At 65.3% G+C, this 23,817-nt stretch carries 17 protein-coding genes and 1 riboswitch; of the genes, 6 read left to right on the forward strand and 11 right to left on the reverse strand.

The genetic code is table 11. From position 1 onward, the window contains the following. Positions 1-19 precede the first annotated feature (19 nt). The gene (locus IGS61_RS10365; RefSeq protein WP_230539503.1) at positions 20-3,082 is read left to right on the forward strand and encodes a heparinase II/III domain-containing protein; all 3,063 of its coding nucleotides are present in this window, start codon (positions 20-22) and stop codon (positions 3,080-3,082) included. Positions 3,083-3,103: 21 nt separating this feature from the next. Here IGS61_RS10365 and IGS61_RS10370 read toward each other — a convergent pair whose 3' ends face one another. Both IGS61_RS10370 and IGS61_RS10375 read right to left on the reverse strand, forming a co-directional pair. Beyond that, positions 3,104-3,517: a hypothetical protein gene (locus IGS61_RS10370; RefSeq protein WP_230539504.1), complete on the reverse strand. Its 414-nt coding sequence runs from the start codon at positions 3,515-3,517 to the stop codon at positions 3,104-3,106. Positions 3,518-3,541: 24 nt separating this feature from the next. Continuing rightward, complete coding sequence (locus IGS61_RS10375; RefSeq protein ID WP_230539505.1) at positions 3,542-4,444, reverse strand: hypothetical protein; 903 nt, start codon at positions 4,442-4,444, stop codon at positions 3,542-3,544. A gap of 366 nt (positions 4,445-4,810) precedes the next feature. Between IGS61_RS10375 and IGS61_RS10380 the strand changes: the two genes are divergently transcribed. The 5 genes from IGS61_RS10380 to IGS61_RS10400 all read left to right on the forward strand — a co-directional run bounded on the left by IGS61_RS10380 (position 4,811) and on the right by IGS61_RS10400 (position 11,841). Next, positions 4,811-5,968: an ABC transporter substrate-binding protein gene (locus IGS61_RS10380; protein ID WP_230539506.1), complete on the forward strand. Its 1,158-nt coding sequence runs from the start codon at positions 4,811-4,813 to the stop codon at positions 5,966-5,968. An 85-nt stretch (positions 5,969-6,053) separates the two neighbouring features. Further along, positions 6,054-6,944 carry a branched-chain amino acid ABC transporter permease gene (locus tag IGS61_RS10385; protein ID WP_010398938.1) on the forward strand — a complete coding sequence of 297 codons (891 nt, stop codon included), beginning with the start codon at positions 6,054-6,056 and terminating at the stop codon, positions 6,942-6,944. Positions 6,945-6,951: 7 nt separating this feature from the next. Then, the gene (locus tag IGS61_RS10390) at positions 6,952-8,895 is read left to right on the forward strand and encodes a branched-chain amino acid ABC transporter ATP-binding protein/permease (RefSeq protein WP_230539507.1); all 1,944 of its coding nucleotides are present in this window, start codon (positions 6,952-6,954) and stop codon (positions 8,893-8,895) included. 10 nt (positions 8,896-8,905) lie between these two features. Continuing rightward, a complete protein-coding gene (locus IGS61_RS10395; protein WP_070313573.1) occupies positions 8,906-9,628 on the forward strand; it encodes an ABC transporter ATP-binding protein in 723 nt (240 codons plus the stop codon). 83 nt (positions 9,629-9,711) lie between these two features. Next, entirely contained in the window at positions 9,712-11,841 is a 2,130-nt protein-coding gene (locus IGS61_RS10400; RefSeq protein WP_230539508.1) for a TonB-dependent receptor plug domain-containing protein, read from the forward strand. Positions 11,842-11,844: 3 nt separating this feature from the next. On the opposite strand, the gene IGS61_RS10405 is transcribed toward IGS61_RS10400, so the two are convergent. The 9 genes from IGS61_RS10405 to IGS61_RS10445 form a co-directional block, all read right to left on the reverse strand. After that, on the reverse strand, positions 11,845-12,165 hold the full coding sequence (locus IGS61_RS10405) for a DUF2288 domain-containing protein (RefSeq protein WP_070254191.1): 321 nt from the start codon (positions 12,163-12,165) through the stop codon (positions 11,845-11,847). A gap of 41 nt (positions 12,166-12,206) precedes the next feature. Beyond that, positions 12,207-12,911, reverse strand: coding sequence for an RES family NAD+ phosphorylase (locus IGS61_RS10410; RefSeq protein ID WP_230539509.1), 705 nt, complete (start codon positions 12,909-12,911; stop codon positions 12,207-12,209). A gap of 2 nt (positions 12,912-12,913) precedes the next feature. Further along, on the reverse strand, positions 12,914-13,351 hold the full coding sequence (locus IGS61_RS10415; RefSeq protein ID WP_086148046.1) for an MbcA/ParS/Xre antitoxin family protein: 438 nt from the start codon (positions 13,349-13,351) through the stop codon (positions 12,914-12,916). A 141-nt stretch (positions 13,352-13,492) separates the two neighbouring features. Beyond that, entirely contained in the window at positions 13,493-16,108 is a 2,616-nt protein-coding gene (locus tag IGS61_RS10420; RefSeq protein WP_230539510.1) for a S53 family peptidase, read from the reverse strand. 86 nt (positions 16,109-16,194) lie between these two features. Then, positions 16,195-16,281: riboswitch (cyclic di-GMP riboswitch) on the reverse strand. 263 nt (positions 16,282-16,544) lie between these two features. Beyond that, a complete protein-coding gene (gene fos, locus IGS61_RS10425; protein WP_230539511.1) occupies positions 16,545-16,958 on the reverse strand; it encodes a fosfomycin resistance glutathione transferase in 414 nt (137 codons plus the stop codon). A 234-nt stretch (positions 16,959-17,192) separates the two neighbouring features. Further along, complete coding sequence (gene recJ / locus IGS61_RS10430; protein WP_230539512.1) at positions 17,193-18,893, reverse strand: single-stranded-DNA-specific exonuclease RecJ; 1,701 nt, start codon at positions 18,891-18,893, stop codon at positions 17,193-17,195. Beyond that, positions 18,890-19,942 carry a hypothetical protein gene (locus IGS61_RS10435; RefSeq protein ID WP_230539513.1) on the reverse strand — a complete coding sequence of 351 codons (1,053 nt, stop codon included), beginning with the start codon at positions 19,940-19,942 and terminating at the stop codon, positions 18,890-18,892. The genes recJ and IGS61_RS10435 overlap by 4 nt, the downstream gene beginning before the upstream one ends. A gap of 135 nt (positions 19,943-20,077) precedes the next feature. Beyond that, positions 20,078-21,172: a fimbrial protein gene (locus tag IGS61_RS10440; protein ID WP_230539514.1), complete on the reverse strand. Its 1,095-nt coding sequence runs from the start codon at positions 21,170-21,172 to the stop codon at positions 20,078-20,080. Beyond that, on the reverse strand, positions 21,169-23,814 hold the full coding sequence (locus tag IGS61_RS10445) for a fimbria/pilus outer membrane usher protein (protein ID WP_230539515.1): 2,646 nt from the start codon (positions 23,812-23,814) through the stop codon (positions 21,169-21,171). Before IGS61_RS10445 ends, IGS61_RS10440 begins: the two co-directional genes overlap by 4 nt. Positions 23,815-23,817: the final 3 nt, after the last annotated feature.

The raw sequence follows: 23,817 nt of genomic DNA on the forward strand, positions 1-23,817 counted from the left end.
GCCGTTCTTGCCGAGGAAAATGGCGCATGCCGTGCTGGGCATGTTTTGCCTGCTTGCCACTTCCGCGATGGCGCAATTGCCAGCGCCCATCAAGCAGGGCCATCCGCGGCTATTCCTGAATCAAGCCAGTTTCGATGCGCTGAAACCGCAATTGCCGAATCTGCCGGCCGCGTTTCCCGCCGCAGGCGGCAGCATCAGCCTGGAGCTGTTCGCCGGGCGCAAGGATGCGCTCGATAGCGTCAACCAGCCGGTTTTTGGCGAATTCAGTCCGAGCCGCAACGGCTTTTTTATCCGCCACGTCGATTCCTATGACAGTCCGGCCGGTGCGGCGGGGGAAAGCCTCGGTTTCCAGGTCGGCTTCCAGGTCAATGGACTGGCCCAGTATCTGTCTGTCGCCAGGATCGATTTAAAACCCGATGTCTGGTCGAACATCCAGTTGTCATGGAATAGCCAGACCCATAAAATTGACTTGAGAGTCAATGGCGTTGCCGTGCCCATGGGCTGGAGAACGGTCGACGGCACCGGCGCCACGCCACCGATGGAATGGAAGGCGGATGGGCAGATCAGCAGGATAGGCATGCGGCGCAATGAAACCGTGCGCAATTTCCGTTTGCTCGATGGCGGCGGCCATGAATTGTGGCAGGCACCGGCGATGGATGCTTTGCTCAGCAAGGCCTGGTACGGCTTCATGGAACGTGTCGACGGACGGGTGAGCACGCTTCAGGCCTGTCCGCTGATTCCCCCTGCCGGCGGCGTGCCGGACGTGTGCAACGTGGCCACCGGCAGCCGCGGCACGATTTATGAAACTGCGCAGATGCTGGCCATGGCCTACCGCCTGACGGGCAATGCGAAATATCTGGATGGCGCCCTGAATTACCTCGACAAGCTGCTGGTGACGCCCCCCGTGGCCGGCGGCGAGTGGTCGTCGGGCGGACGGGTGGGCGCCATGGGCATCCTGTACGACTGGCTGTTTGCCGATACGGGCGCGCGCGCCGTGCCCGACGCCGTGGGTTTCGGCACCTACCGCGACCTGACGGCGCAGCGAATCAAGGAAACGATCGCCGCCGATACGGGCAAGGGGCACGAGAATCTGTTTGTCTCGATGTGCGGCTATCAGCAGTTATATATCACCAGCACCAGTTTTGATTGCAAGAAGAAGCCCGTGTATGAACAGTGGGACCGCAGCGAATCGAAGCCGTCCATCGCCGGTTTCTATATCAGCGGCCACCCGTTCAGCGCCGTCAATAATGTCACCGTCGGCTTGCTGGCCATCGTCGACGAGCATCCGGAAGTGTTGCCGATGATTGAAACATCGTATGCGCACTACGAAAAGGGCTTTCTTGCGGCACGCGCCCTGATTTCGGTCGACGGCGGCCACCATATGGGCTTTGCCTATGGCGTATCGAGCATTCCCGAGCGCCTGCTCCTGTGGCGCAGCGCGCTGGAAAGTACGGGGGCGGCGCCCCTGCTGCAGGCCGATTGGCAAGCCAGGCTGATTTATCCGTATATCTACGGCTTGCGCCATGACGGCAGCTTTCCCGCCAGCGGCGACAATTTCACGACGCCGCTCGGCAGCACATTGATCGGACAGCTGGCGCTGGGCGCGGTGACGGATACGGCCGATGGCGTGGCCGGGAAGTTTTATCGCGAGCATGTCGTGGCGTCGCGCAGCGCGCACGATGCCCTGATACTGGAACGGCTGCTGTGGCCCGTTCAACTGCCGGCGGCGCCGCTGGAATCGCTGGAACTGTCGCGCCATTTCAGGACGTCGGGCCAGGTGCTGATGCGCGATACCTGGGACTATGCGAATGCCACGCTGCTGGAATTCAAATCGACGTCCTTTATCGCGGAAAATCACCAGCACTTCGACCAGAACAGTTTTTCGCTCAATTACAAGGCGCCGCTGCTGCTCGACACGGGCTTGTATGAAGAATATGGCAGCAGCCACTGGTGGAACTACTACACGCGCAGCATTGCCCACAATACGCTGCTGATATTCGACAAGAACGAGCGGTTCACGCGCGGAGACAGGGAATTCAGCAATGACGGCGGCCAATGGTTCTATGCGCCGAGACAGGGCTATCCGACGATCGAGGAAATCAGCCCTGCGGGCCCGAATGCGCTCGACGGCATCATCCGTTACGAAAATACGCCGCAGTACACCTACACCAGCGGCAATGCAAGCAAGGCCTATGCGTCCAGCAAGCTCGATATGGCCAACGGTTTCGTGCGCAATGTGCTGTTCCTGCGCTCGCCATCGTTCTGGGGCAAGCCGGTCACTGTCGTCTTCGACAGCGTGCGCAGCAAGCAGGCCTTGCCGGCGACCTTCCTGCTGCACACGGCAAATGATCCAGTATCGGGCGCGCCGGGCGTGACGGCGCTGGGCAATGGCCAGTACCAGCTGGGCTACACCGCGGGGCAGGAGCGCATCGTCACCATTCGCAATGGCGGCGGCATGCTGACGGCGCAGACGATCCTGCCGCTCAATGCCAGTGTGCGCAAGGTGGGCGGTGCGCAGGAGGGGGGCAATGGCTGTGCGCAGACCGATCTCGAAACGGGCGCCGTTGCCGCCAACGGCGCCGATTGCCGCTTCACCGTGCGCCGGCGCCAGGCCGATGGCAGTTATCTGTGGCGCAATCAGACGCCGCTGGTCAGCAAGCAGCAATCGTGGACCAGCGATGTCGGGGCCTGGCGCCTGGAAGTGGCGGCGCCCGCGGCGCCCGCCCTGAACGCGCCCGAGTACTTCCTGCATGTGCTGGCCGTTGCCGACAATGACGGCGGCACGGGGCCGGCCGCTGCGCCGAGCGCCATACGCCTGCCGGCGGCAGCCAACACGGAGGCACTGCTGCTGGGCGGGCAGTTGCACGCCTTGTTCAACCGCGAAGTGGCGCCCGCCGCCCGCATGGACTGGGTCTCGACCCAGGCCGGCGGCACCATCCTGGCTACCGGACTGAAACCGGGCGCGCACTACGCGTTGACGTCGGTGCCGGCGGCCGGCGGCTACGCCTGGAGCTTGGCCGAAGCGGCCGATGGCGCCGGGACGCATCAGAGTTCGGACCAGGGCGTGCTCAGCATCGAGTAAGCCGCTTGTCCGGCGGCCGGGTCAAGCCTGAGCGTCTTTTTTAGGCTTGGCCCGCAAACTGGCCGCCGCCTCGCCGATGGCAAACGGGTCGCGCGACAAAATGGCCGCGCCCAGGTCGACCAGTCTGGCCGCCGCCGCGATGGCGGCCTTGACGTCGGCGATGCGCTTGAGCTGTTGTTTGCCCCTGGCGATGGCGCCGTCGATATCGACGCGCGCCTGCTCGGCGCCTTCGGCCGTCAGGTAAATACCATAGGCGCGGAACAGGGCCACCATCTGGTCCAGGTGGTTTTCATATTGCTCCAGCAGCGCGCGCTCGTCCGGCGCCAGCGCTTCCCGTTCGCGGATGCGCAATTCCAGCACCAGGCTTGACGCCTGCGCCAGGCTGTCGGCGATGGCGTAGCTTTGCTCTTTCGTCAGTTCGGTCAGGGGGGACATGGGATTCTCCGGTGGGCCTGCCATTTACCAGCGGGCCGGGGCATAGAAGGCCGCTTGCCGCTGCAGTGTTTCGACGTCGCGTGAAAACCGCGCCAGTTGCCGTTCCAGTTCGGGCGCCTGCAGGCGGTCGAGATTGGCCCGCAGGGCGGCCACGCTCGCTTGCAGCGCATCGACGGCGGCGACGTACGCGGCGGCGATCTTTTCCCTTTCCTGCAGCTGCCGGCCTTCCAGGTGCAAGCGCGTGCGGATGTAGTTGGCGGCCAGCGGTTCGCGCGGCGCGGCGTTATCGACGGCGCCGCGCAGCAGGGCCAGGTCGCGCAATTCATCCTGCAAGCCGGCGCGGTAGCCGCGCAGCGCATATTCCTTGAGCGCATTGCCGACGATATCGATGGCTTCCTGCTCGTCGAGCAGTTCGCGCAAGGCCGATTTCTGCAGGCGCTGCGTGGCCAGGCGGCTCAGGTGCTCGCTCAGCTTGACGACCTTGGACAGCTTGTCCGCATCGAGCAGGGGCGCGCCGGCGCCCGGCTGCGCCAGGCCGCCCAGCGCCTCGCCGAGTCCGCCAAACTCTTCCTTGTAGACGGGCAGCTTGTCGTCGGCCAGCGCCGCCAGCGTGTGCGCATAGCGCAACAGGACGTCGTTCAGGCTGGCGACCGACGCGCTGGCCTGCGCGAGGGCGGCGCAATCGGCGCGCGCCGCCTGTTCGCTGGCTTGCGCATCGAAACGCTCGGCCAGGATCAAACGCTTGCGCATGGCCTTGTCCATGCAGCTGTGGACGCCGCCCGCCAGCATGGGCTCGAAGTGAACCGACATCTTTTGCGTCTGTTCGGCAAAGGTGCGCACGGGCGCCAGGTCGGTGGCGCAGCCGCCCAGCAGCAGGCTGGCGCCAAGCAGCAGGGGGAAGAGGGATGATGTCGACGGGCGCTGCATATGGCCTCCATGCGGTAGCAGTGGCTGACGGGTCCGGCGCGCATGCGCTGGCATGGCCGACATTAGCATGCTGAGGAGTAGCAGTATTGCGCCAGATCAGCTCGCTGTCGAAGTCGCCTGGCCGTCCCGTATCGGCGGCAGGGCTGTTGCCGAATGGCGCAGGTGCGCCAATTTGCGCCATATTTTCCTTACAAAAGACTGACATCGGACGGGTAATGCGGTCTTTTTCGCATGTTGCGACGCGTCATATGTAGTTGTTGCTGGTGCATGTTTACTCACCTACAATGATTTATCGATGGGGCGGTTATCCAGCGTACGACTATAAAAATAAGTGGCATTAAAAACGTTGTATTAGAGGAGATGACAATGAATTTGAAACAGAAATTGCTCGTGGCAAGTTTGGTTTTGGGTTTCTCGCAGGCGGCCGTCGCAGCCGACCCCATAAAGATCGGCGTGTCCGGTCCGTTTACGGGCGGTTCCGCGCCGATGGGCGTGTCGATGCGCGACGGCGTCAAGCTGGCCGTCGCGGAAATCAATGCCAAGGGTGGCGTACTGGGCCGTTCCTTGCTGCTGATCGAGCGCGATGACGAAGCGAAGAACGAACGCGGCGTGCAGATCGCCCAGGAACTGATCAACAAGGAAAAGGTTGCCGCCACCGTCGGCTACATCAATACGGGCGTGGCCCTCGCTTCGCAGCGCTTCTACCAGGAAGCGAAAATTCCCGTCATGAACAATGTGGCGACGGGTTCCATCGTCACCAAGCAATTCGCCGACCAGCCGGAAAACTACATCTTCCGCAATGCGGCCAATGACACCATCCAGTCCGGCATGATCGTGCATGAGGCGATCGAGAACCGCAAGTTCAAGAAAGTGGCGATCCTGGCCGACTCCACCAACTATGGCCAGCTGGGCCGTGAAGACCTGGAAAAGGCGCTCGACAAGAAGGGCATCAAGCCCGTCGCCGTTGAAAAATACAACATCAAGGACGTCGACATGACGGCCCAGCTGCTGAAAGCCAAGCAGGCGGGGGCGGAAGTCGTGCTGACCTACGGCATCGGCCCGGAACTGGCGCAGATCGCCAACGGCATGGAAAAACTGGGCTGGAAAGTGCCGCTGATCGGCAGCTGGACCCTGGCCATGGGTAACTTCATCGACAACGCGGGCAAGAACGGCAATGGCACGCGCATGCCGCAAACCTTCATCCAGGATGCCAGCACGCCCAAGCGCAAGGCCTTCATCGACGCCTACGTGGCCGCCTACAAGCCGTCGGGCGGACGCATGCCGTCGGCCGTCTCGGCTGCGCAAGGCTACGATTCCATCTACCTGCTGGCCGCGGCCTTCAAGCAGGCGGGCGGCACGGATGGCCCGAAAGTGCGCGCCGCGCTGGAAAACCTGAGTGAAAAAGTGGAAGGCGCCGTCACCACCTACAACAAGCCGTTCAGCAAGACCAACCATGAAGCGATCACGGCCGAGCTGACCGTGTTTGGCGAAGTCAAGGACGGCAAAGTCGTCCTCGCGAAATAAGCCTGGCAGACATTCGCCGCGCAGTGGCCAGCCTTGAGGAATCAGGACTGGCCATTTTTTTATCCTCCATCCTTCGGGGAATACCATGGAAATCTTCCTGCAGCTCGTCTTCAGCGGCATCGCGCTGGGCATGATCTATGCCGTCATCGCCTTCGGCTACCAGCTGACCTTCGCGACATCGGGCACCCTCAACTTTGGCCAGGGCGAATCCCTGATGCTGGGCGCGCTCGTGGGCCTGTCCCTGGTGGGCACCATCCACGGCGGCCCGTACATGAGCTACCTGCTGATGATCCCCATCGTCATCGTCTTCGGCGCCTTGCAGGGCGTGTTCGTCGAATGGATAGGCGTGCGGCCCGCCATCAAGATCAAGTCCGAATTCGGCTGGATCATGTCGACCATCGCGCTGGCCATCATTTTCAAGAACGTGGCGGAAAACATCTGGGGCAAGGACGACCTGATGTTCCCGTCGCCGCTGTCGGCCGCGCCGTTCCAGGTGTTTGGCGCTAACGTGCAGCAGATGCAGGTGGCCGTCATCGTCGGCGCGCTGGCCATCATGCTGGCCGTCGAAGTGTTCAACCGCAAATCCATCTACGGCAAGGCCGTCGTGGCGACGGCCAACGACCGCGACGCGGCCGGTTTGATGGGCATCAACACGGGCATGGTCATCACGTTTTCGTATGCGCTGTCGTCTGCCACGGCCGCCTTTGCGGGCGTGCTGGTGGCGCCGCTGACCCTGACGGGGGCCACCATGGGCGCCTCGCTGGGCCTGAAAGCGTTTGCCGTGGCCATCATCGGCGGGCTGACCTCGGGCGTGGGCGCCATCGTGGGCGGCCTGATCCTGGGCATCGCGGAAACGACCACCGGCTATTACATCTCCACGGGCTACAAGGAAGTGCCAGGCCTGCTGCTGTTGCTGCTGGTACTGGCCGTCAAGCCGTCCGGCCTGTTCGGCAAAGCCGCGATCAAGAAAGTCTGAGGACCACATGAACAAGAAAATCACCATGCTGGCGCTGAGCGCGGCGGGACTGGCCGCGCTCGCGCTGTTCCCCATCGTCATCCCGAACCCCTATTATATCCACCTGGCCGAGACCATCCTGATCTACGCCATTCTGCTGTTCGGCCTCGATATCGTCGTCGGCTACACGGGGCAGGTGTCGCTGGGCCACGCCGGCCTGTTCGGCATCGGCTCGTACGTGACGGGCGTGCTGGTGTTCAAGCTGGGCGTGTCGTTCTGGCTGGCCATCCCCGCCAGTATCGCGGGCGCGGCCCTGTTCGGCGCCATCCTGGCCTTGCCGGCCCTGCGCGTGACGGGACCCTACCTGGCCATGGTCACGCTGGCCTTCGGCACCATCGTGCAAATCCTGATCAACGAGATGAGCTTCCTGACGGAAGGGCCGATGGGCATCAAGATTCACAAGCCCGTCCTGTTCGGCCACAAACTGACGGAAGTGGAGTACTACTACATGGTCGCCGCGCTGCTGGTGATCTCGCTGGTGGTGGTGCACCGCATCCTGAAGTCGAACCTGGGCCGCGCCTTCGAGGCGCTGCGCGACAGCCCCATTGCATCGGACTGCATGGGCGTGTCCGTCTACCGCTACAAGGTGTATGCCTTCGTCATCAGCGCCGGCTTCGCGGGCCTGGCCGGCAGCCTGTATGCGTATTCGGAAGAGTATATTTCGCCGAATACCTATAACTTCGAGCTGACGATCCTGTTCCTGCTGGCCGTCATCATGGGCGGACGCAAGACGCGCTCGGGCGCGCTGATCGGCGCCCTGATCGTCGTCATGCTGCCCAGCCTCTTGTCGGACATCGAATTGTTCCGCAAGATCGCCGTCTCCGCCGCCGTGCTGGGCGTGATCGGTTCGGCCTTCATGCTGGCGAAAAAGCGCTCGACCGTGCGCGGCGTGCTCGTGCCCCTGGTGGCCACCATCGGCCTGGCCGCGTATTCTTACAAACTGGACAACATGGTCGACTGGCGTCTGACCATCTTCGGCCTGATGACCTTATTCGTCGTGTACTACCTGCAGGACGGCATCGTGGGCTTTTTGATGAGCTTTATCGGCAAGGGCCGGCGCCATGTGCAAGCCGTCGCTTCGCACGGCGTGGCGCCGTTTGATCATGCGCAAGGCGGGCAGCAGGGCGCCACCCTGCTGCGCGTGGAGCAGGCCCTGATGCAGTTCGGCGGCCTGAAAGCGCTGAACCAGGTGGACCTGAACGTCACGCAGGGCTCCGTGCACGGCTTGATCGGGCCGAACGGCTCGGGCAAGAGCACGATGATGAACGTGCTCACGGGGATCTACAAGCCGACGGCGGGCAAGGTGGAATTCGCGGGCGCCGTCATTTCCGGCCGCACGCCGTCCGAAATCGCCCTGGGCGGCGTGGCGCGCACCTTCCAGAACGTGCAGCTGTTCGGCGAGATGACGGCCACCGAGAACGTGCTGGTGGGCTTGCACAATACGTTCAAGTCGAACGTGCTGGACGTGATGCTGCATACGCCCCGCTACAAGCGCGAAGAGAAGGCCGCGCGCGAGCGGGCCGCCAGCATCCTGGAATTCGTCGGCCTGGCGGACCTGGCCAACGAAGAGGCGCGCAATCTGCCATACGGCAAGCAGCGGCTGCTGGAAATCGGCCGCGCGCTGGGCCTCAACCCCCGTTTGCTGCTGCTCGACGAACCGGCGGCGGGCCTGACGGCGCCCGACATCAAAGAACTGATGGCCATCATCCGCAAGATCCGCGAACACGGCATCACCATCATCCTGATCGAGCATCACATGGACGTGGTGATGGCCCTGTCGGACGTGGTGACGGTGCTGGACTTCGGCCAGAAGATCGCCGAGGGCGCGCCCGCGCTTGTCCAGAGCGATCCGAAAGTGATCGAAGCCTACCTGGGCGGCAGCGCCGACACCCTGAGCCCTGCGGCGCACTGAGAGGAAGACCATGCTGACCATTCATAATCTGCACGCCGCCTACGGCAAAGTCGAAGTCCTGCACGGCATTTCGCTGGAAGTCCCGAAGGGCAAGCTGGTGACCCTGATCGGCTCGAACGGCGCCGGCAAGACCACCACCATGCGCGCCATTTCCGGCATGCTCAAACCGAAATCCGGCACTGTCACCCTGGGCGGCAAGGATGTCACGGGGCTCGACTCGCACCGCATCGCGCGCGCCGGCCTGGCCCATTCGCCGGAAGGCAGGAGGGTGTTCGCCTCGATGTCGGTGACGGACAACCTGCTGCTGGGCGCCTTTCCCCGTTTTACGCGGGCGCGCCCGAAAGGCGACATCAAGGGAGATCTGGACAAGGCCCTGGAGCTGTTTCCCCGCCTGAAGGAGCGGCGCGACCAGCTGGCCGGCACCTTGTCGGGCGGCGAGCAGCAGATGCTGGCCATGGCCCGCGCCGTGATGCTGAACCCGGAAGTGATCCTGCTGGACGAGCCGTCGATGGGCCTGGCGCCGATATTGGTGGAAGAAGTCTTCCGCATCATCACGCGCTTGAAGGCCGAGGGCGTGACCATGCTGCTGGTCGAACAATTCGCCGCCGCCGCCCTGAACGTGGCCGATTACGGCTACGTGCTGGAAAACGGCAGCATCTCCGTGCATGGCCCGGCCGAGAGCCTGAAAACGGACCCGAAGGTGATCGCGGCGTATCTGGGCGGCGGGCACTGAAGCTGGCTTGACAATGCGCTTGCTGCGCATTGTCAAATCCTCTACACTGCGCGCTCCCGTACCCGCAGTGTAGAAAAGGCATCATGCGCAGCGCCAGCCCGACTTTCCCTCTCCTTTTTCTGCTCTTGCCGGCCGCTGCCTGCGCCGACGAGGCGCCGCTGCAGAAAGTTGAAATTACCGCCGCCAGCGGCCTGCAGCAGCGGCGCGACGACACGGCCGCGAAAATCATCGTCAGCCGCGACGATCTTGCCCAATATGGCGACAGCAGCCTGGCGGCGGCCCTGAAGCGCCAGCCCGGCGTGTCCGTCGTCGGCAGCGAGGTGCGCATGCGGGGCCTGGGCGCCGGCTACACGCAGATGCTGATCAACGGCGAACCGGCGCCACCGGGTTTTTCCATCGAATCGATCGCGCCCGAGATGATCGAGCGCATCGAGATTTTACGCAGCGCGACGGCCGAATACAGCATGCAGGCCGTCGCCGGCAGCATCAACGTGGTCTTGCGCAAGGGCGCCAGCGGCGCCGAGCGCGAATGGAAATTGGGTGCGGGCAGGCAGGATGGCCGCTGGCAGCCTGCCGCATCGCTGCGCGTGGCGGACAAGCTGCCCGGTTTCGCCTACTCGCTGACGGGGGCGGTCGAGCGCACGGCCGATGACGTGGCGGGCGGCACGACTGAAACGACGTCCGGGCCGGCCGGCACGCCGCTGGCGCTGCGCGACACGCGCACGCGCAATGCCTCGTCCGTCAACAAGGCCAGCCTGACGCCGCGCCTGCACTGGACCCTGGACAAGGGCGACACCGTCACCTGGCAAAGCCTGCTGGACTGGTACCGCACGGGATTTGACGGCGTGGCCAGCGAAACGGTCTTGCTGGGCATGCCCACGGCGTATCCGCGCAATGGCGCCACCTCGCAAGCGAGCGTGTTTTCCGCGCGCAGCGACGTGAGCTGGTCGCACGCGCTGGGGGCGGCGGGCAAGCTGACGGCCAGACTGGGCGTCAACCACAACCGGCGCGACACGGATTACGCGTTTCATGGCGCGGCGGCCGATGGCGCGCCCCTGCTGCTGCGCGGCGTGGTCTCCGACGCCGTCGACGACAGCGTCAACAGCAGCGGCAAATACCTGGGCCGGCTGGGCGGCGGGCACGCCCTGAGCCTGGGCTGGGACGGCAGCCTGATACGCCGCAGCGAGTCGCGCCGCCAGCGCGACACCTATCTTGCCGGCGGCGCGCCGTACGCGCTCGATGAAGACTACACGGCCGACGTGCGGCGCCTGGCCCTGTATGCGCAGGATGAGTGGGACGTGACGCCGCGCCTGCAAATGTATGCGGGCGTGCGCTGGGAGGGCTTGCAGACGGCGACCGAGGGCCGCACCCTGAGCGAGGTGCGCACGCAGGCCAAGGTCTGGAGCCCCGTGGCGCAGCTGCTGTGGAAGCTGCCGGAGCAGGAACGCGACCAGCTGCGGCTGGCGCTGGCGCGCACCTACAAGGCGCCCGCCACGCGCAACCTGGTGCCGCGCCGTTACACCATCAACAATGGCAACAGCGCCAACAATCCCGATTTCCAGGGCAATCCCGACCTGCGCCCGGAACTGGCGTGGGGGCTGGACGCGGCCTGGGAAAGCTATTTCGGCAAGAGCGGCGTGGCCAGCCTGTCGGGATATGCGCGGCGCATCAGCGACGTCACCGTGCAGCGCTTGTTCCAGCGCGATGGCATCTGGACGGCCAGCCCGTTCAACAACGGCACGGCCACGGTGCGCGGCATCGAGATGGATGTGAAGTTCCCCTTGCGGATCTGGTGGGCGCAGGCGCCCGACCTCGACGTGCGCGCCAACGCGGGGCGCAACTGGTCCAAGGTCGCCGCCGTGCCGGGTCCCGGCAACCGCCTGGCCAGCCAGGTGCCGGCCACGCTGAACCTGGGACTCGATTACCGGCTCTCGCCTGGGATGAGCATGGGCGGCAATCTGCACGTGCAGACGGGCGGCCTGGCGCGGCTCGATGCGCATGCCAGCAGCGATGCGGGCGTGCGGCGCACCCTGGACGCGTATGCGCTGTGGCAGCCGGACGCGAAGACACGCGTGCGCCTGTCGGCGGCCAACCTGCTGCGCCAGCAGCAGCTGCAAGGGCAATCGTATGTGGATGAGGAGGGCCGCAGCGACAGCGTGACGCGCATCGATGGCAGCGCGTCGCTGCGCCTGATGGTCGAGCGCAGCCTTTAGGTATCAGTGCCTGGTCGGCTTTTCCTGCTGCACCAGGATGAACGGGCTGACGACGACGGCCCACAGGGCCGCATCGGCCGCCTGCCAGTCCAGCGCCTGCTGGTCGGAGACCTTGGCGACCTTGCCGTCGGCCATCCATTGCGTGATGGTGGCCTTGTCGTCGTGCGAGATGCGCACGGCCACTTCGACCAGGTCCAGTTCATTGGCGACCCAGACGACGTTGCCTTGGGCGAAGTGCTTTTCCAGCTCGCTCCAGGCCAGGCGGGCCGTTTCGCTGTTCACTTTGAGGCGCAGTTCGGTGTCTTTTTCAGGATTGGTTTGCATGTGAGATCAGGTTGCGGTGAGTCGGGTGCCGTGCCGCGCAGCTATCCTGGGAGGATTTCCACGCGCGGCGCCGGCGTACCCCGCCATGTTAACCGATAGGCGGCGCCTTTGCGAACATTGCCCACCAGGGCGGGGCGGAAGCAGGCCAGGTTGGTGCCGCCGGCGTGCCGCACGCTGGGGAAGATCACGCCCATGGAACCCGCGTCGAGCAGGATGGCGGCAAGGTCTTGCGAGGCGATGTAGCTGGCCGGGTCCAGGCAAGCCTGGTAGCGCTGCTGGCCGCGCAAGTCGTGAAAGCTGGCGGAAAAATCGGCCAGCAGCGACTGGTAGCTGACGCTGTCGTCGAAATAGTCGATTTCCTGGTATTCCACGGTCTTGTGGAAAATGATCTCGGCCAGCGCCGTTGTCATGTCGAAGGCGCAATACCAGGCGCCCCGCTCGCTATCGTTAAAACGCGCCCCTTCCGGGCGGGCATACGTGTAGGCGGCATTGATGATGCGAAAGTTCGGCACGCCAAAAACCAGCTCGTCCACGCCAATTCCTGGCGCGCCGCCGTACTCGGCCACCAGGCGCGCATTCGTCGCGTTATCGAGTTCGAACAGCTCGCGCAGGTGGCCGTCGTCCTCGGCCAGCGGCGCCAGCACGGAATCTTCCATGTCGGCGAAGCGCGAGGGAATCAGGCGGCAGGTGTCGATCTGGCGCAGGGCGGCCAGCGGCGGCAGGGGGGCATGCGGGGCGGCAGGCACGATTACAGCCCTCCGCGGCGCGCATCGAGCAGCTTGCGCACCGTCTGCATGGCCAGCAGGCCGCCTGCCAGCATCTGCGACAACGGCGTGCGGCCGCCAAACACGGGGTTCTTGTTGGGCAGGCTGACCCATTCGTCGGCCAGCTTGTCGCCATACAGGATGTGCAAGGCTTTATAAATGCCCAGCAAATACGAAATGCGCGTGATGCGGTCCACTTCCAGCACGCGGTCCGGGTGCTTTTTCCACTCGTACCAGGCGCTGCTGGACAGGCCGCCCAGCAGTTCGCGCGCATCGTCGTCGCGCAACTTCCAGGCGGCGGCCAGCTTGAAGAAGCCTTTCAGGGCCGCTTGCGACAAGCGCTCGCGCTCGGCCTTGGCGTTCAGGTCCACGAGGATGGCCGGCTCGAAGCGGCTCTTGGGGTAGGCGTAGGCGAGATTCATGGGATGTCCTTCAATAAAACTCTGTTTATGGACTATATATACTCCTTTTCCGGATTCGCTGCAAGGGCCGCGCGCATGAAAAACGGGGCGCAGGGGACGTGTGTCCCGCTGCGCCCCGTTGGCAGGCCGCGTTGCGGCAGTCTATTTTGCCGTGACGCTTACCGGCACGGTCAGCTGCGCCGTCAAGCCGTTACTGTCCAGCGCCACCACCTTCAGCGTATAGCTGCCGGCCACCGGTTGCGGCCAGTTGGCGGTGATGGTCAGGCCGCTCATGGAAAACTGCATGCCCAGCGGCGCGCCGTCGATCGAGATCCGCAGCCAGGTTGCACCAGGCGCCGTCAGCACGATGCTGCCGCTCATGGCCTTGCCCGCTACGCCCGTCATGGGGGCGGCGCTGATCGTGGGACCGGCGGCGGCGATTTTTACCGTGGCCACGGCCTTGCCCGTCAAGCCCGTTTTCGTATCTTTGGCGGTGACGGTCACGCTGTAGCTGCCCAGCACGGGCTTGGCCCAGCTGACGACGCCGGCGGCGCTGATGGCCATGCCGGATGGCGCGCCCGACAGGCTGTACGTGACGGCGTTGGGCGCCACCGTCGTGGCCGTAAACGACAGGGCCACACCGGGCTTGCCGCTGACGCTGGCGACCGTCACCACGGGCGGCAGCGGGGCGGCGATGGCCACCGTGTAGAGACCTTTGCCGCTCAGGCCCGTCTTGGTATCCTTGGCCGTCACGGTGACGGCATAGGTGCCCGCCACGGGGGCGGCCCAGCTCACGAGGCCGGCGCTGCTGATGGACATGCCGGCCGGCGCGCCGGCGAGCGCGTAGCTGACGGGATTGGCGGCCGTGACGCTGACATTGAATGCCAGCGCCGTGCCCACCTTGCCCGTGATGGCGCCAGCGGCGACGACGGGCGGCGCGACGGGGGCGATGACGATGCTGTACACGCCCTGGCCGGTCAGGCCGCTGACGCTATCCCTGGCCACCATGGTCACGGCATACGTGCCTGCCGCGGGGGCTGTCCAGCTGACCACGCCCGTTGAGGCGATGCTCATGCCGGCCGGCGCGCCCAGCATGGCGTAGCTGAGTGGGTTGGACGCGGTGGCCGAGACGGTGAACGACAGCGGCTTGCCGGCCGTGCCGCTGATGCCGGCCGGCGCCACGACGGGGGCGGCGGGGGCGATCTGCGTGCCCGACAGGCTGGCCAGCAGGCTTTTTACGTTCGGCGTGCCCAGGCCGCCCAGCGGGTCATAGCCGATCCTGGCCGTGCACACGCTGCAGGTGCCGTTGCTGCCCCGCGTGATGTCGGCAAAGCTGCTGGCAAAGGTGCCGGGCACGGTGGCGATCTGGCCGTACAGCATGTTGTGCGGCAATCCGAGCGCCGTTTTCGCCTGCAGCGCGCGGCTGGCGTTGGCGATGGCGATCAGGCCGGCCCATTGCGGCGTGGACAGGCTGGTGCCGCCGATGCTGAGCCAGCTGGCGGTGCTGCTGCCGGGCGCCATCACGGCCGTGTACTGGCCCGTGGCGGGGTCGGCATTGAAGGCCACGTCGGCCACATTGCGCCGCAGCAGATTGGTCAGGCCGGGCACGCTGGCCGTCTGGTAGGTGGGCAGGGCCGTGTAGGCGCTGATGCCGCCGCCCGTGCCGGACCAGGCCGCTTCGCTGCGCACGCCGCTGCCGCTGTAGCTGAGCGTGGTGCCGCCCACGGCCAGCACGTTGGACGAGACGGAAGGCCAGGATACGCCGCTGCCCGAATCGCCCGTGGCGGCCAGGTAGCTCATGTTCTTGCCCGTGAAGGCGCTGTCGACGGAAGCCGTCCAGCTGCCTTCGGCGGCGCCAAAGCTCATCGAGACGACGCCAGGGCCCATCAGGTTGGCCAGGCGCACGGCGCCCAGCAGGCTGTTGACGGACGCGTCGGGCGCCTCGATCAGCACGATGCGCGCCAGCGGCGCCGTGGCATGCGCCCATTGCACATCGAGCGCGATTTCCATGGCCCAGCCCGAGTTATAGGCGGGCGCGGTGGCCGTCATGGTGCTCGATGGCGTGTTGTAGACAACAGAAAATTCACAGCCGCTGGCCGGGGCGGGCGGCAGGGGCAGGGTGGCATTCGTGGCGATGGCCTTGGTGGTGCAGCCGGGCAAGCCGAATTTCTGGTTGAAGATGGCCAGTTCGGCGGCCGCGTTCGGGTTGTGCATGGCGTCGACGATGTAGATCGTCTGCCCCGCGCCCAGCTGGGCCGCCTGGGCCGGCGTCAGCGCCGTGCCTGCCGCCGGCAGGGCGGGCAGGTCGTAGGCGGCGCGGATTTGCGCGGGAGAATAGGTGGCCACGACGCTGCTGCCGGCCATGGGGGCGGCCGGGCCCGACCCGTCGCTGGCCAGCGGCGCGATATCCTGTGCCGTCTGTTCCGCGACGGCGATTTTTTGCGCCGTCAGGCGGCGCGTGCTCATGTCCGTCATGGCGCCGGGCACGTTCTGCAAGTGCGGGCGCCAGTGGGCCGAGCCGCTGCTGTTGGCGCTGTCGCGCCCGTCAGGTGCATCGAGCAGGGCGGGGGCCGCATGGAACATCGGTTGCACCACCAGCGCGCCGACGGCGGCGGGAATGACGGGTACCTCGACATTGAAATGGGTCGCCGCCGTGGCGATGGCGGCAGGCGGCGCCGAGGTCTCCTGGCCGGGACCGCAGGCGCCCAGCACGAGCGCGGCAGTCGCGCCCAGCAGCAGGCGCCCGTGACGGGAATGCTGGGGGATGATTTTTTTCATGGCGAAACTCTCCGAGTTGGGCGAGGGCCACATCTCGACAATGCATCCAGGCCTGGCGCCGCGCTCTGGCGGTCCCGGTCCTGGGCATTGGCAGCCCCGCTGCCGTGGCGCTTGCGCGCGGTAGGCCGGTGGCTTTGCGTCCCCGCCTTTCGACGGGTTTGCCCTCAGAACTGATCATGCATCTTCAGGATTAGCTGATGCGTTATCGATTCTAGCGAATACGACAAATAAGTGTTAACTATTTTCAATCAATATTTTTATTTTTGCAATAAAATGTGGCGAATTTGCCTATTGTCAGATGGAATCTTGTCAGCTTTATTAAGACTTAAAAGCAAGGTTATCAGAGGCTTATCGATGGGTGACAGTGTTTTTTCACGGCAACGGTGCTTGTGTCGCCTGATATTTTAATCAATTTACCAAATATACCGATTTTACGTCAATCGTCGAACGCCATGCCCTGATACGGCGCGGCGCGGCACGCCGCCAGCCGCTGCGCCAGGCTGCCCGCATGGGCTTCCAGCTGGTGGCCGTCCGGGTCGAGAAAATACAGGGAATCGCCGGCGCTGTTGTTTTGCTGCCATTCCGCCACGCCAGCCGTGCGCAGGCGGGCGGCAAAGGCGGCGAAGTTTTCTTGTGAAATGGCAAACGCATAGTGCGTATAGGCGGGGCTGGCCAGCGCGGCCGTGCCCTGCCCATCCAGCGACAGGCACAGCCACAAATCCCCGGCCGACAGGTACGCGCCCCTGTCCCAGTGCGCATGCAGGCGCAGGCCCAGCAGGTCGCGGTAAAAGGCGACGCTGCGCGCCAGGTCGCGCACGGACAGGGTGAGGTGGTTCAGGCCGGTCAACATGGTGCTGGATAACTTTCAGGTGGTGTGAATCGCTGTTCCAGCCGTCGCTGTGGTTTGGTGCGACATTGTTTCACGTAAACATGAGACATAGCAATAAGACCACAAAATTCGCAACGCCTGACAGAACCGTAGCGAGCGGAAGGGAGAGGCGGTCGAGAAGCGCAACCGTACTTCTAGTACGGTGAGCATCGCAGGCGGCCTATACCAACGCGCAGTAGGTACTGTCAGGTGTCACTACGCAGGCTCGGCGTGCTCCACCATGAGTTGCACCTTGGTCGTGCCATTGTATTCATTCGCATCGAGCCGGAAGGCGACCCTTGTCCGTTCGCCCAGGGCGTCCGTATGCCCGAACCAGATGGCATCGAAGCGCACGCCGTTCTTTTCCAGCAACAGTTTCAAATGGCGTTCTTTTAAGATGCGCTGGCTGACGACGCGGAATTCGTCGCAGAAGACGGGCGGGGCGAAGCCCTGGCCCCACACCTGGCCATCCATCAGCTCGATAAAGGCCGTCGTGTAGTAGGCGTCTTCCAGCGGGCCATCCGTTTCCACGACACGTTCCAGCTGTTGCTGGCTGAGCCAGGCCTGGCCCACGGCTTCGAACGCTTGCGAAAACGCGTCGAAGGCGTCGGCGCGGATGGTCAGGCCCGCCGCCATGGCGTGGCCGCCGAACTTGTCGATCAGGCTCGGCGCCCGTTTCGACACGAGGTCGAGCGCGTCGCGCAAGTGAAAACCGGGAATCGAGCGTCCGGAACCCTTGATCCAGCCATCGGCGCCCGGTGCGAAGGTAATCGTCGGGCGGTAGAATTTTTCCTTCAGGCGCGAAGCGACGATGCCGATCACGCCCTGGTGCCAGGATTCGTCAAACACGCTGATGGTGCTGCTGTTGGCCGGCTCAAAAGTGTCCAGGTGCAGCAGGGCCGTATCCTGCATTTCCGCCTCGATTTCGCGCCGCTTCAGGTTGATGTCGTTCAGTTGCTGGGCCAGCGCCCAGGCGCGGCCTTCATCGTCAGTGATCAGGCATTCGATGCCCAGCGACATGTCTTGCAGGCGGCCGGCCGCATTCAGGCGCGGGCCCAGGGCAAAGCCCAGGTCGAACGGCGTGGCGCTGCGCGCTTCGCGGCCCGCCACGCGAAAGAGCGCCGCCACGCCCGCGTGCATATTGCCCTTGCGCATGCGCTTGAGGCCTTGCGCGACGAGGATGCGGTTGTTGGTATCGAGGCGCACCACGTCGGCCACCGTGCCCAGCGCCACCAGGTCGAGCAGGTTTTGCAAGGGCGGCTGAGTTTTTTTGTCGTAAATGCCTCTTTGGCGCATTTCGGCCCGCAGGGCCAGCAAGACGTAGAACACGACGCCCACGCCCGCCAGGTGTTTCGACGGAAAACCGCAGGCGGGCTGGTTCGGGTTGACGATGACGGCCGCGTCGGGCAGGGTGTCGGCCGGCAAATGGTGGTCGGTGACGACGACTTGAATGCCGCGCCGGTTGGCCTCGGCCACGCCATCGATGCTGGCGATGCCGTTGTCGACGGTGATGATGATGTCGGGCGATTTTTCGCGGGCAGTGAGCTCGACGATTTCCGGCGTCAGGCCGTAGCCGTACTCGAAACGGTTGGGCACGATGAAATCGACGTCGGCGCCCATGGCGCGCAAGCCGCGGATGGCCACGGCGCAGGCGGTGGCGCCGTCACAATCGTAGTCGGCCACGATGACCATGCGTTTCTTGGCGGCAATGGCGTCGGCCAGGAAGACGCCGGCCGCGCCGATGTGCAGCAAGCCGGACGGCGGCATCAGGGCTGCCAGTTCGCTCGACAGTTCTTTCGCGTCGGACAGGCCGCGCGACGCGTACAGCCGGGCCAGCACGGGATGGATGCCGCCCTGGCGCAGCAATTCGGATTCGCGGTAAGGGCAGGGGCGGGTGGCGATGCGGGTACGGGTCATGATGCTTTCAACTTGTTCAGGGTGATCGCGCGCCAGAATTTGCGCTGCGCATGCTTGCTGGTGGTGACGTCGAGCCGGGCGTCGCGGTGGCTCAGCACCAGGCGCAGCTGTCCCAGGCGGCCGTCTTTGAGGGCCGCCAGCAGGGGTGCGAACCAGTCCGCTTCCAGCGCTTGCAATTGCTGCAGCCACATGCCCCATTCCTGGGCCTGCGCCGCTTCGATCAGGCCGCCCGGCACGACGATGGCGTCGCGCTGGCTTGCCAGCACACTGTTTAGACTGGCATCGCGCTGCGCCGGTTCCGCCAGCGCAGCCAGCCAGCCGGGCGCGTCCCGGGTATGCAGGCTGGCGGCGCAGCGGGGAGCTTGCGCCGTGGCGACGCTGGCGCCCCAGATCCAGAACGCATTGACGGCTTTCAAGCCCCGTTCCTCGCGCGCCGCATTGACCGGATGTTCATGCCACAGCATCTGCACTTCATTTTGCAAACGGCGCGCGGCGCGCGCGTGCTCGCCTTCCGGCATCCACACGGACAGGTCTTGCGTGGTGGCGGCGTCCGGCGTGGCGCACTGCAAGTCGGTCCAGCCATCGGCGCGCATGAACCAGGTGCCCGCGTCGCCATATGCCAGCGGCTGGCCGATCTCGTCGAAATACGGGGCCGCGATGTCGAACAGGGCGCGGCTTTCCGCTTCGCCCAGCTTGAGCTGGCGCAACTCATCGAGGCTGATATGGCTGCGGGCAATGGCCAGGTGGGCCGGATGCAGCAGGAAATAGCGCCCGCCCGGCTCCGGCACGAGGCCGTAGCCGCGCATGGCCTCTGCGGCAAAGGCCGCCCGCGCCGCCTCGCCGTTGGGCGCGGGCGACAGGGTCAAGGCGTGCGCCAGCCACGCTTCGTGCGGCAGCAGGCGGCTGGCGTTGTCAAAAGTTTCTAAATGGCAAGTGGACGTGCGCGACAGCAGGGCCGCCAGCGCGGGCGCCTGCAAGACCTTGAGCAGGTCGGCAGCCAGTTCGGCATTGGGCAAGGCGAAGGGCAGGACGAGGGTAAGTTGATTCATCCCGAGATTGTAGGCGATTGTGGCGCCGCGCGAGAAGGGCGCATGGTTTTTTGCCGCGGGCGGCATCCTTTGCCGGCGCACTACACTTTCTCTTAATGCAATAAAACGATCCGCGCGCAGCTGTGGTCAGATGGCTCACTGATAGCTCATCGTGAACTGCATTTGCCCCTTTACCGTGCCGGCCGTCACCGGCCCCGTCGAGATGTATTGCACTTTCAACGGGATGGCCATGGTGCTGGCCGACGCGCCGACCAGCCACTGGTTCGTATTGCCCGCGTCCGGCAAGGCCGGTCCATATTTCACGGGGCCGCCGCTGTTCGACACGCGCAGCTTCACGCCTTGCGCGCTGGAATCGGCCGTGAGGTTCAGGTTGCTGGTGGTGGTGTCGGCACCATTCATGTCCGTCAAGGTGATATAGACGTTCACGCCGGCCGGGCAGGACGAGAGATCGATGCTGAAGGCGGTGTCGCCCGCCGCCGTGCCGGCCGGGTTCAATGCGCTTGCCTTGACGGTCGGCAAGACCACGCTCGCTGGCGCGCTCACCGTGCACGTGGCGCCGTTCGCGACGATCGTCGTGCTGCCCAGATAAATCTTGACGTCGGTCGTCATGGTCGTTGAACCACCGCCGGTGCGGTCGTTGCTGCCCAGGGAAGCCAGCTCAATCGTGGGAATCGGGCCGCCCACGGTCACCGGCGCGGCGGTGGTGACCAGCCGATACCTGAACCCGAAGGAGCCGCTCGCCAAGGTGCTGGTATACGTGAGGGCGGGCTCGACGAAGGGCACATAATAGTTAATTCCGCCCGTGTAGCCCAGCCTGGAGATAAGGCCGTTATAGTTGTCGGGACCAAGGTAGGTCGTGTCCATCACTTCGATGCCGATCCCCGCGATGCCGGTATCCCATACCCACGTGGCGGGCAAGCTGATGGCGGCCCGCGACGGGGTAATGCCCACGTTGTAGCCGTGTATGTTGGGGAAGTCGGGGTTTGTAGAAGGATTCGCCGGGCACGTCCACGTTCCCGACGAAGTCTGCGTCGCACCGATCTGCGTGCCCACCGGCGCATTGCGCGGCACCGTCACCGTGCCGAAGGTGATCGTCGTGGCAGCGGGGGTGATCGTGCAATTCTTCGCCTGCGCCGGCGCACTCAAGATCAGGCCGGCACAGCTGGCGGCCCACACGAGCGGCACACCGGATAATTTCTTGCTAAAGTGACATGAAAGCAGGCTGCTCATTGTATTGTTCCTCCCTTGGACCGCCGCGCCATTGCCGGGCTTGCCATGACGCCCTTTGCAGCGCACACGGCGTCGGTATGCGCATACGCGCCCCTGTCTTCGCCCTTGGGCGGCAGGCGATACGCGAACGCGCATTGCTCGTCGGCGGCGTCGCCCCATTGCGCCGTGAGCATGCCCTCGTCGGCCACGCCGCGCACGAAGATGCGGCTGTTCTGGCCGATTGCGCCCACGCCTTGCCCCTGCGCGTCATACACCGCCGCGCCGAAGGGCAGCGCCGCGCCATCCGGCAAGCGGGCCGCGATCACCGCCGCCCGGCCCGTCAGCGTGTCGAAGCGCAGCATCACCACCGCATTCGCGCGCGGCGCCACCTGCTGGCTGGTGGACTTGAATTCGACGTCGAGCGGCATTCCGTTCGGATCGATGTCGACCGTGTTCAGGCTGTACGGCGACAAGTATGGAATCACCGCATAGCCGAAGCCGTCGATGCGCACGCCGGCCGCATTGCTGACGCGGGCGCCAGTCGCGCCTTTCGCCTCGACCACGGCTATCGTGTCGCCCAGGTTGTTGGCCAGGGTCACGCCGCCCGGGTGCGCGACGATGGCGCCCGTCACCCCCGCCGACAGCTGCGAATACGCCGCGCCGCCGCTGGCGCTGGCGGAGAAGGTCGCGTACGGGCTGCGATACTGGCCATTCGCGCCGGCCGTGCTGGAACCCGGCGCCCGATTCGCCATGACGCCGTACGTGTAGGCGTTGTCCGCGCCGGCCGAGCCGTTCAGCATCGCCTGCGCGGACGAGCCGTTCGTGTTGTTGTGCGTGAGAAACGTCGACAAGGCCGGCGCATGCTCGTCCGTGCCGAGCGGCAGCGACACGCTGGCGAAGGCCTGGCTCTGCATTTGTCCCGTCAGGTCGTTGCGCTGGCGCGACAGCGACACGTTGTAGCTGACACTGGTGCCGAGCGCGCGCCGCGTATTGTTGTAGCCCAGCTGGAATTGCACGGTGGCGCCGCCCCGGTTCCAGTAATCCTGCGTCGATGCCAGCACATAGGCATTGCCCCAGCCGTCCGCCAGGCTCTGGTTCATGGTCAGTTGCAGCTGGTTGCGCCGGCGGCCGACGGCGCCCGGGTCGCGTCCCGCGGCCGCTTCGCTGCGCGCCAGCATGGCGTCGCGCAAGGCCCAGAAGCCGCTCGACGAGTAGCGGTAGGCGGCCAGCGCGAAGTTGGTGCCGGTGGCGGGCAGCAGTTTGCTGTAGCCGAGCCGCACGCTCTGGCCCGTGGTGCCGTCCAGGCCGCGAATCCGCGCGCGCGCGCCCGTCACGTCGACGGCGACGGCGCCTGCGGGCGTGTTGAACGCCGTGCCCAGCAAGCCGGCCAGGTAGCCATCGGCAACGATCATGCCCGCATACGCGGTGAGAAAATTGCTGAAGCCGTGCTGCACCGTGCCCTGCAGCAGATGGGGGCGTCCGTTCGACTGCGCGTCGCGCAACTGGCCGGCGGCGACGTGGAAGCGCGTGGTTCCTGGGCGCAACAATTGCGCCACCGACGCATACGGCACGGGAAAACCGTGCACGCTGCCGTCGGCTTCCGTTACCGTGACGAGCAGGTCGCCGCCGTAGCCGGTGGCGTACAAGTCGTTGATTTCAAAGGGGCCGGGCGCCACGGTGGCCTCGTACAGCTTGTTGCCGTTCTGCGTCACGCTGACGCGGGCATTGCTCAAGGCCACGCCGCGTATCAGCGGCGCATAGCCGCGCAGCGAGCCTGGCAGCATGCGGTCGTCGCTGGCGAGGGCCACGCCGCGTATGCCGATGCTGTCGAACACGGCGCCGTCGGTGAAGGCATCGCCGAGCGTCAGCTGGCTGCGCAGGGCGGGCAGCTCGTGCTGCAGGTAGGTGGCGATGTTCTGACGGCTGCGCTGCCCGCCCGCCTGCCACGTCAGCGCGGTATTTTGCCGCAGGTGCCAGCTGCCGAGATTGACGCCGCCGTTCAGGCCCAGGTAGGTCTGCGTGCCCGCCGCGCCGGCGCCGGCCACGTGAAAGGTATTCAGGCTGTAGCCGAGGGTGGCCGACGCGACGCCTTCGTCCCAGAATTCCTGGCTCACGTAGCCTTGCGGCTGGCGCAGCAGCGAGGCTTGCGGAATGCCCAGGTCGAGCCGCAGCTCGGACAGGTCGAACGCTTGCGTCGCGCTGTCGACCAGGTCGGCGAGATTCGCGCAAGAGTCCGCCCGGGGCGCCGCCAGTGCGGCACGCGCCGGGGCGGACAGCTTCTCCAGGTCGAGACCCAGGCGCGCGGTCGCGGTCCTGTCCAGGCACGGCGTGGCGCTGGCGGCGCCCGCATGCGTGACGAAACGCAGCGCATCATGGCCCACCCAACGGCCGTTGACGTACAGGTCGACCGTGTAGGCGCCGGGCGGCACCGGATTGCCGCGCGCGAAACGCGCCACGTCGACGCTCTGGCCCTGCGGCTTCATCAGGAAATCGCTGTTGAATTGCACCTCGGCAACATCGGCCACCGCGGCCACCGCGGGCGGCGCGGCGCGGGCGGGCGGGGCGCCCCATGCGGCGAGCGCGCCCAGCAGCACGGCGTGGCCGCGCCTGAGCGCAAGCCGCGTTCCGGCACGCGGGGGCGCAGACTGTTCCCGGGTACGCATGGC

This window comes from Janthinobacterium sp. FW305-129 (assembly GCF_020858115.1).
Lineage (GTDB): Bacteria > Pseudomonadota > Gammaproteobacteria > Burkholderiales > Burkholderiaceae_D > Janthinobacterium.

Bases quoted from the DNA above. Each gene is read 5' to 3' on its own strand.
- IGS61_RS10405 (WP_070254191.1), bottom strand. From the start codon at position 12,165: ATGCAAACCAATCCTGAAAAAGACACCGAACTGCGCCTCAAAGTGAAC.
- IGS61_RS10420 (WP_230539510.1), bottom strand. From the start codon at position 16,108: ATGAAAAAAATCATCCCCCAGCATTCCCGTCACGGGCGCCTGCTGCTG.
- IGS61_RS10365 (WP_230539503.1), top strand. From the start codon at position 20: ATGGCGCATGCCGTGCTGGGCATGTTTTGCCTGCTTGCCACTTCCGCG.
- IGS61_RS10375 (WP_230539505.1), bottom strand. From the start codon at position 4,444: ATGCAGCGCCCGTCGACATCATCCCTCTTCCCCCTGCTGCTTGGCGCC.
- IGS61_RS10380 (WP_230539506.1), top strand. From the start codon at position 4,811: ATGAATTTGAAACAGAAATTGCTCGTGGCAAGTTTGGTTTTGGGTTTC.
- IGS61_RS10445 (WP_230539515.1), bottom strand. From the start codon at position 23,814: ATGCGTACCCGGGAACAGTCTGCGCCCCCGCGTGCCGGAACGCGGCTT.
- IGS61_RS10390 (WP_230539507.1), top strand. From the start codon at position 6,952: ATGAACAAGAAAATCACCATGCTGGCGCTGAGCGCGGCGGGACTGGCC.
- IGS61_RS10395 (WP_070313573.1), top strand. From the start codon at position 8,906: ATGCTGACCATTCATAATCTGCACGCCGCCTACGGCAAAGTCGAAGTC.
- IGS61_RS10435 (WP_230539513.1), bottom strand. From the start codon at position 19,942: ATGAATCAACTTACCCTCGTCCTGCCCTTCGCCTTGCCCAATGCCGAA.
- fos (WP_230539511.1), bottom strand. From the start codon at position 16,958: ATGTTGACCGGCCTGAACCACCTCACCCTGTCCGTGCGCGACCTGGCG.
- IGS61_RS10415 (WP_086148046.1), bottom strand. From the start codon at position 13,351: ATGAATCTCGCCTACGCCTACCCCAAGAGCCGCTTCGAGCCGGCCATC.
- IGS61_RS10385 (WP_010398938.1), top strand. From the start codon at position 6,054: ATGGAAATCTTCCTGCAGCTCGTCTTCAGCGGCATCGCGCTGGGCATG.
- IGS61_RS10400 (WP_230539508.1), top strand. From the start codon at position 9,712: ATGCGCAGCGCCAGCCCGACTTTCCCTCTCCTTTTTCTGCTCTTGCCG.
- recJ (WP_230539512.1), bottom strand. From the start codon at position 18,893: ATGACCCGTACCCGCATCGCCACCCGCCCCTGCCCTTACCGCGAATCC.
- IGS61_RS10370 (WP_230539504.1), bottom strand. From the start codon at position 3,517: ATGTCCCCCCTGACCGAACTGACGAAAGAGCAAAGCTACGCCATCGCC.
- IGS61_RS10440 (WP_230539514.1), bottom strand. From the start codon at position 21,172: ATGAGCAGCCTGCTTTCATGTCACTTTAGCAAGAAATTATCCGGTGTG.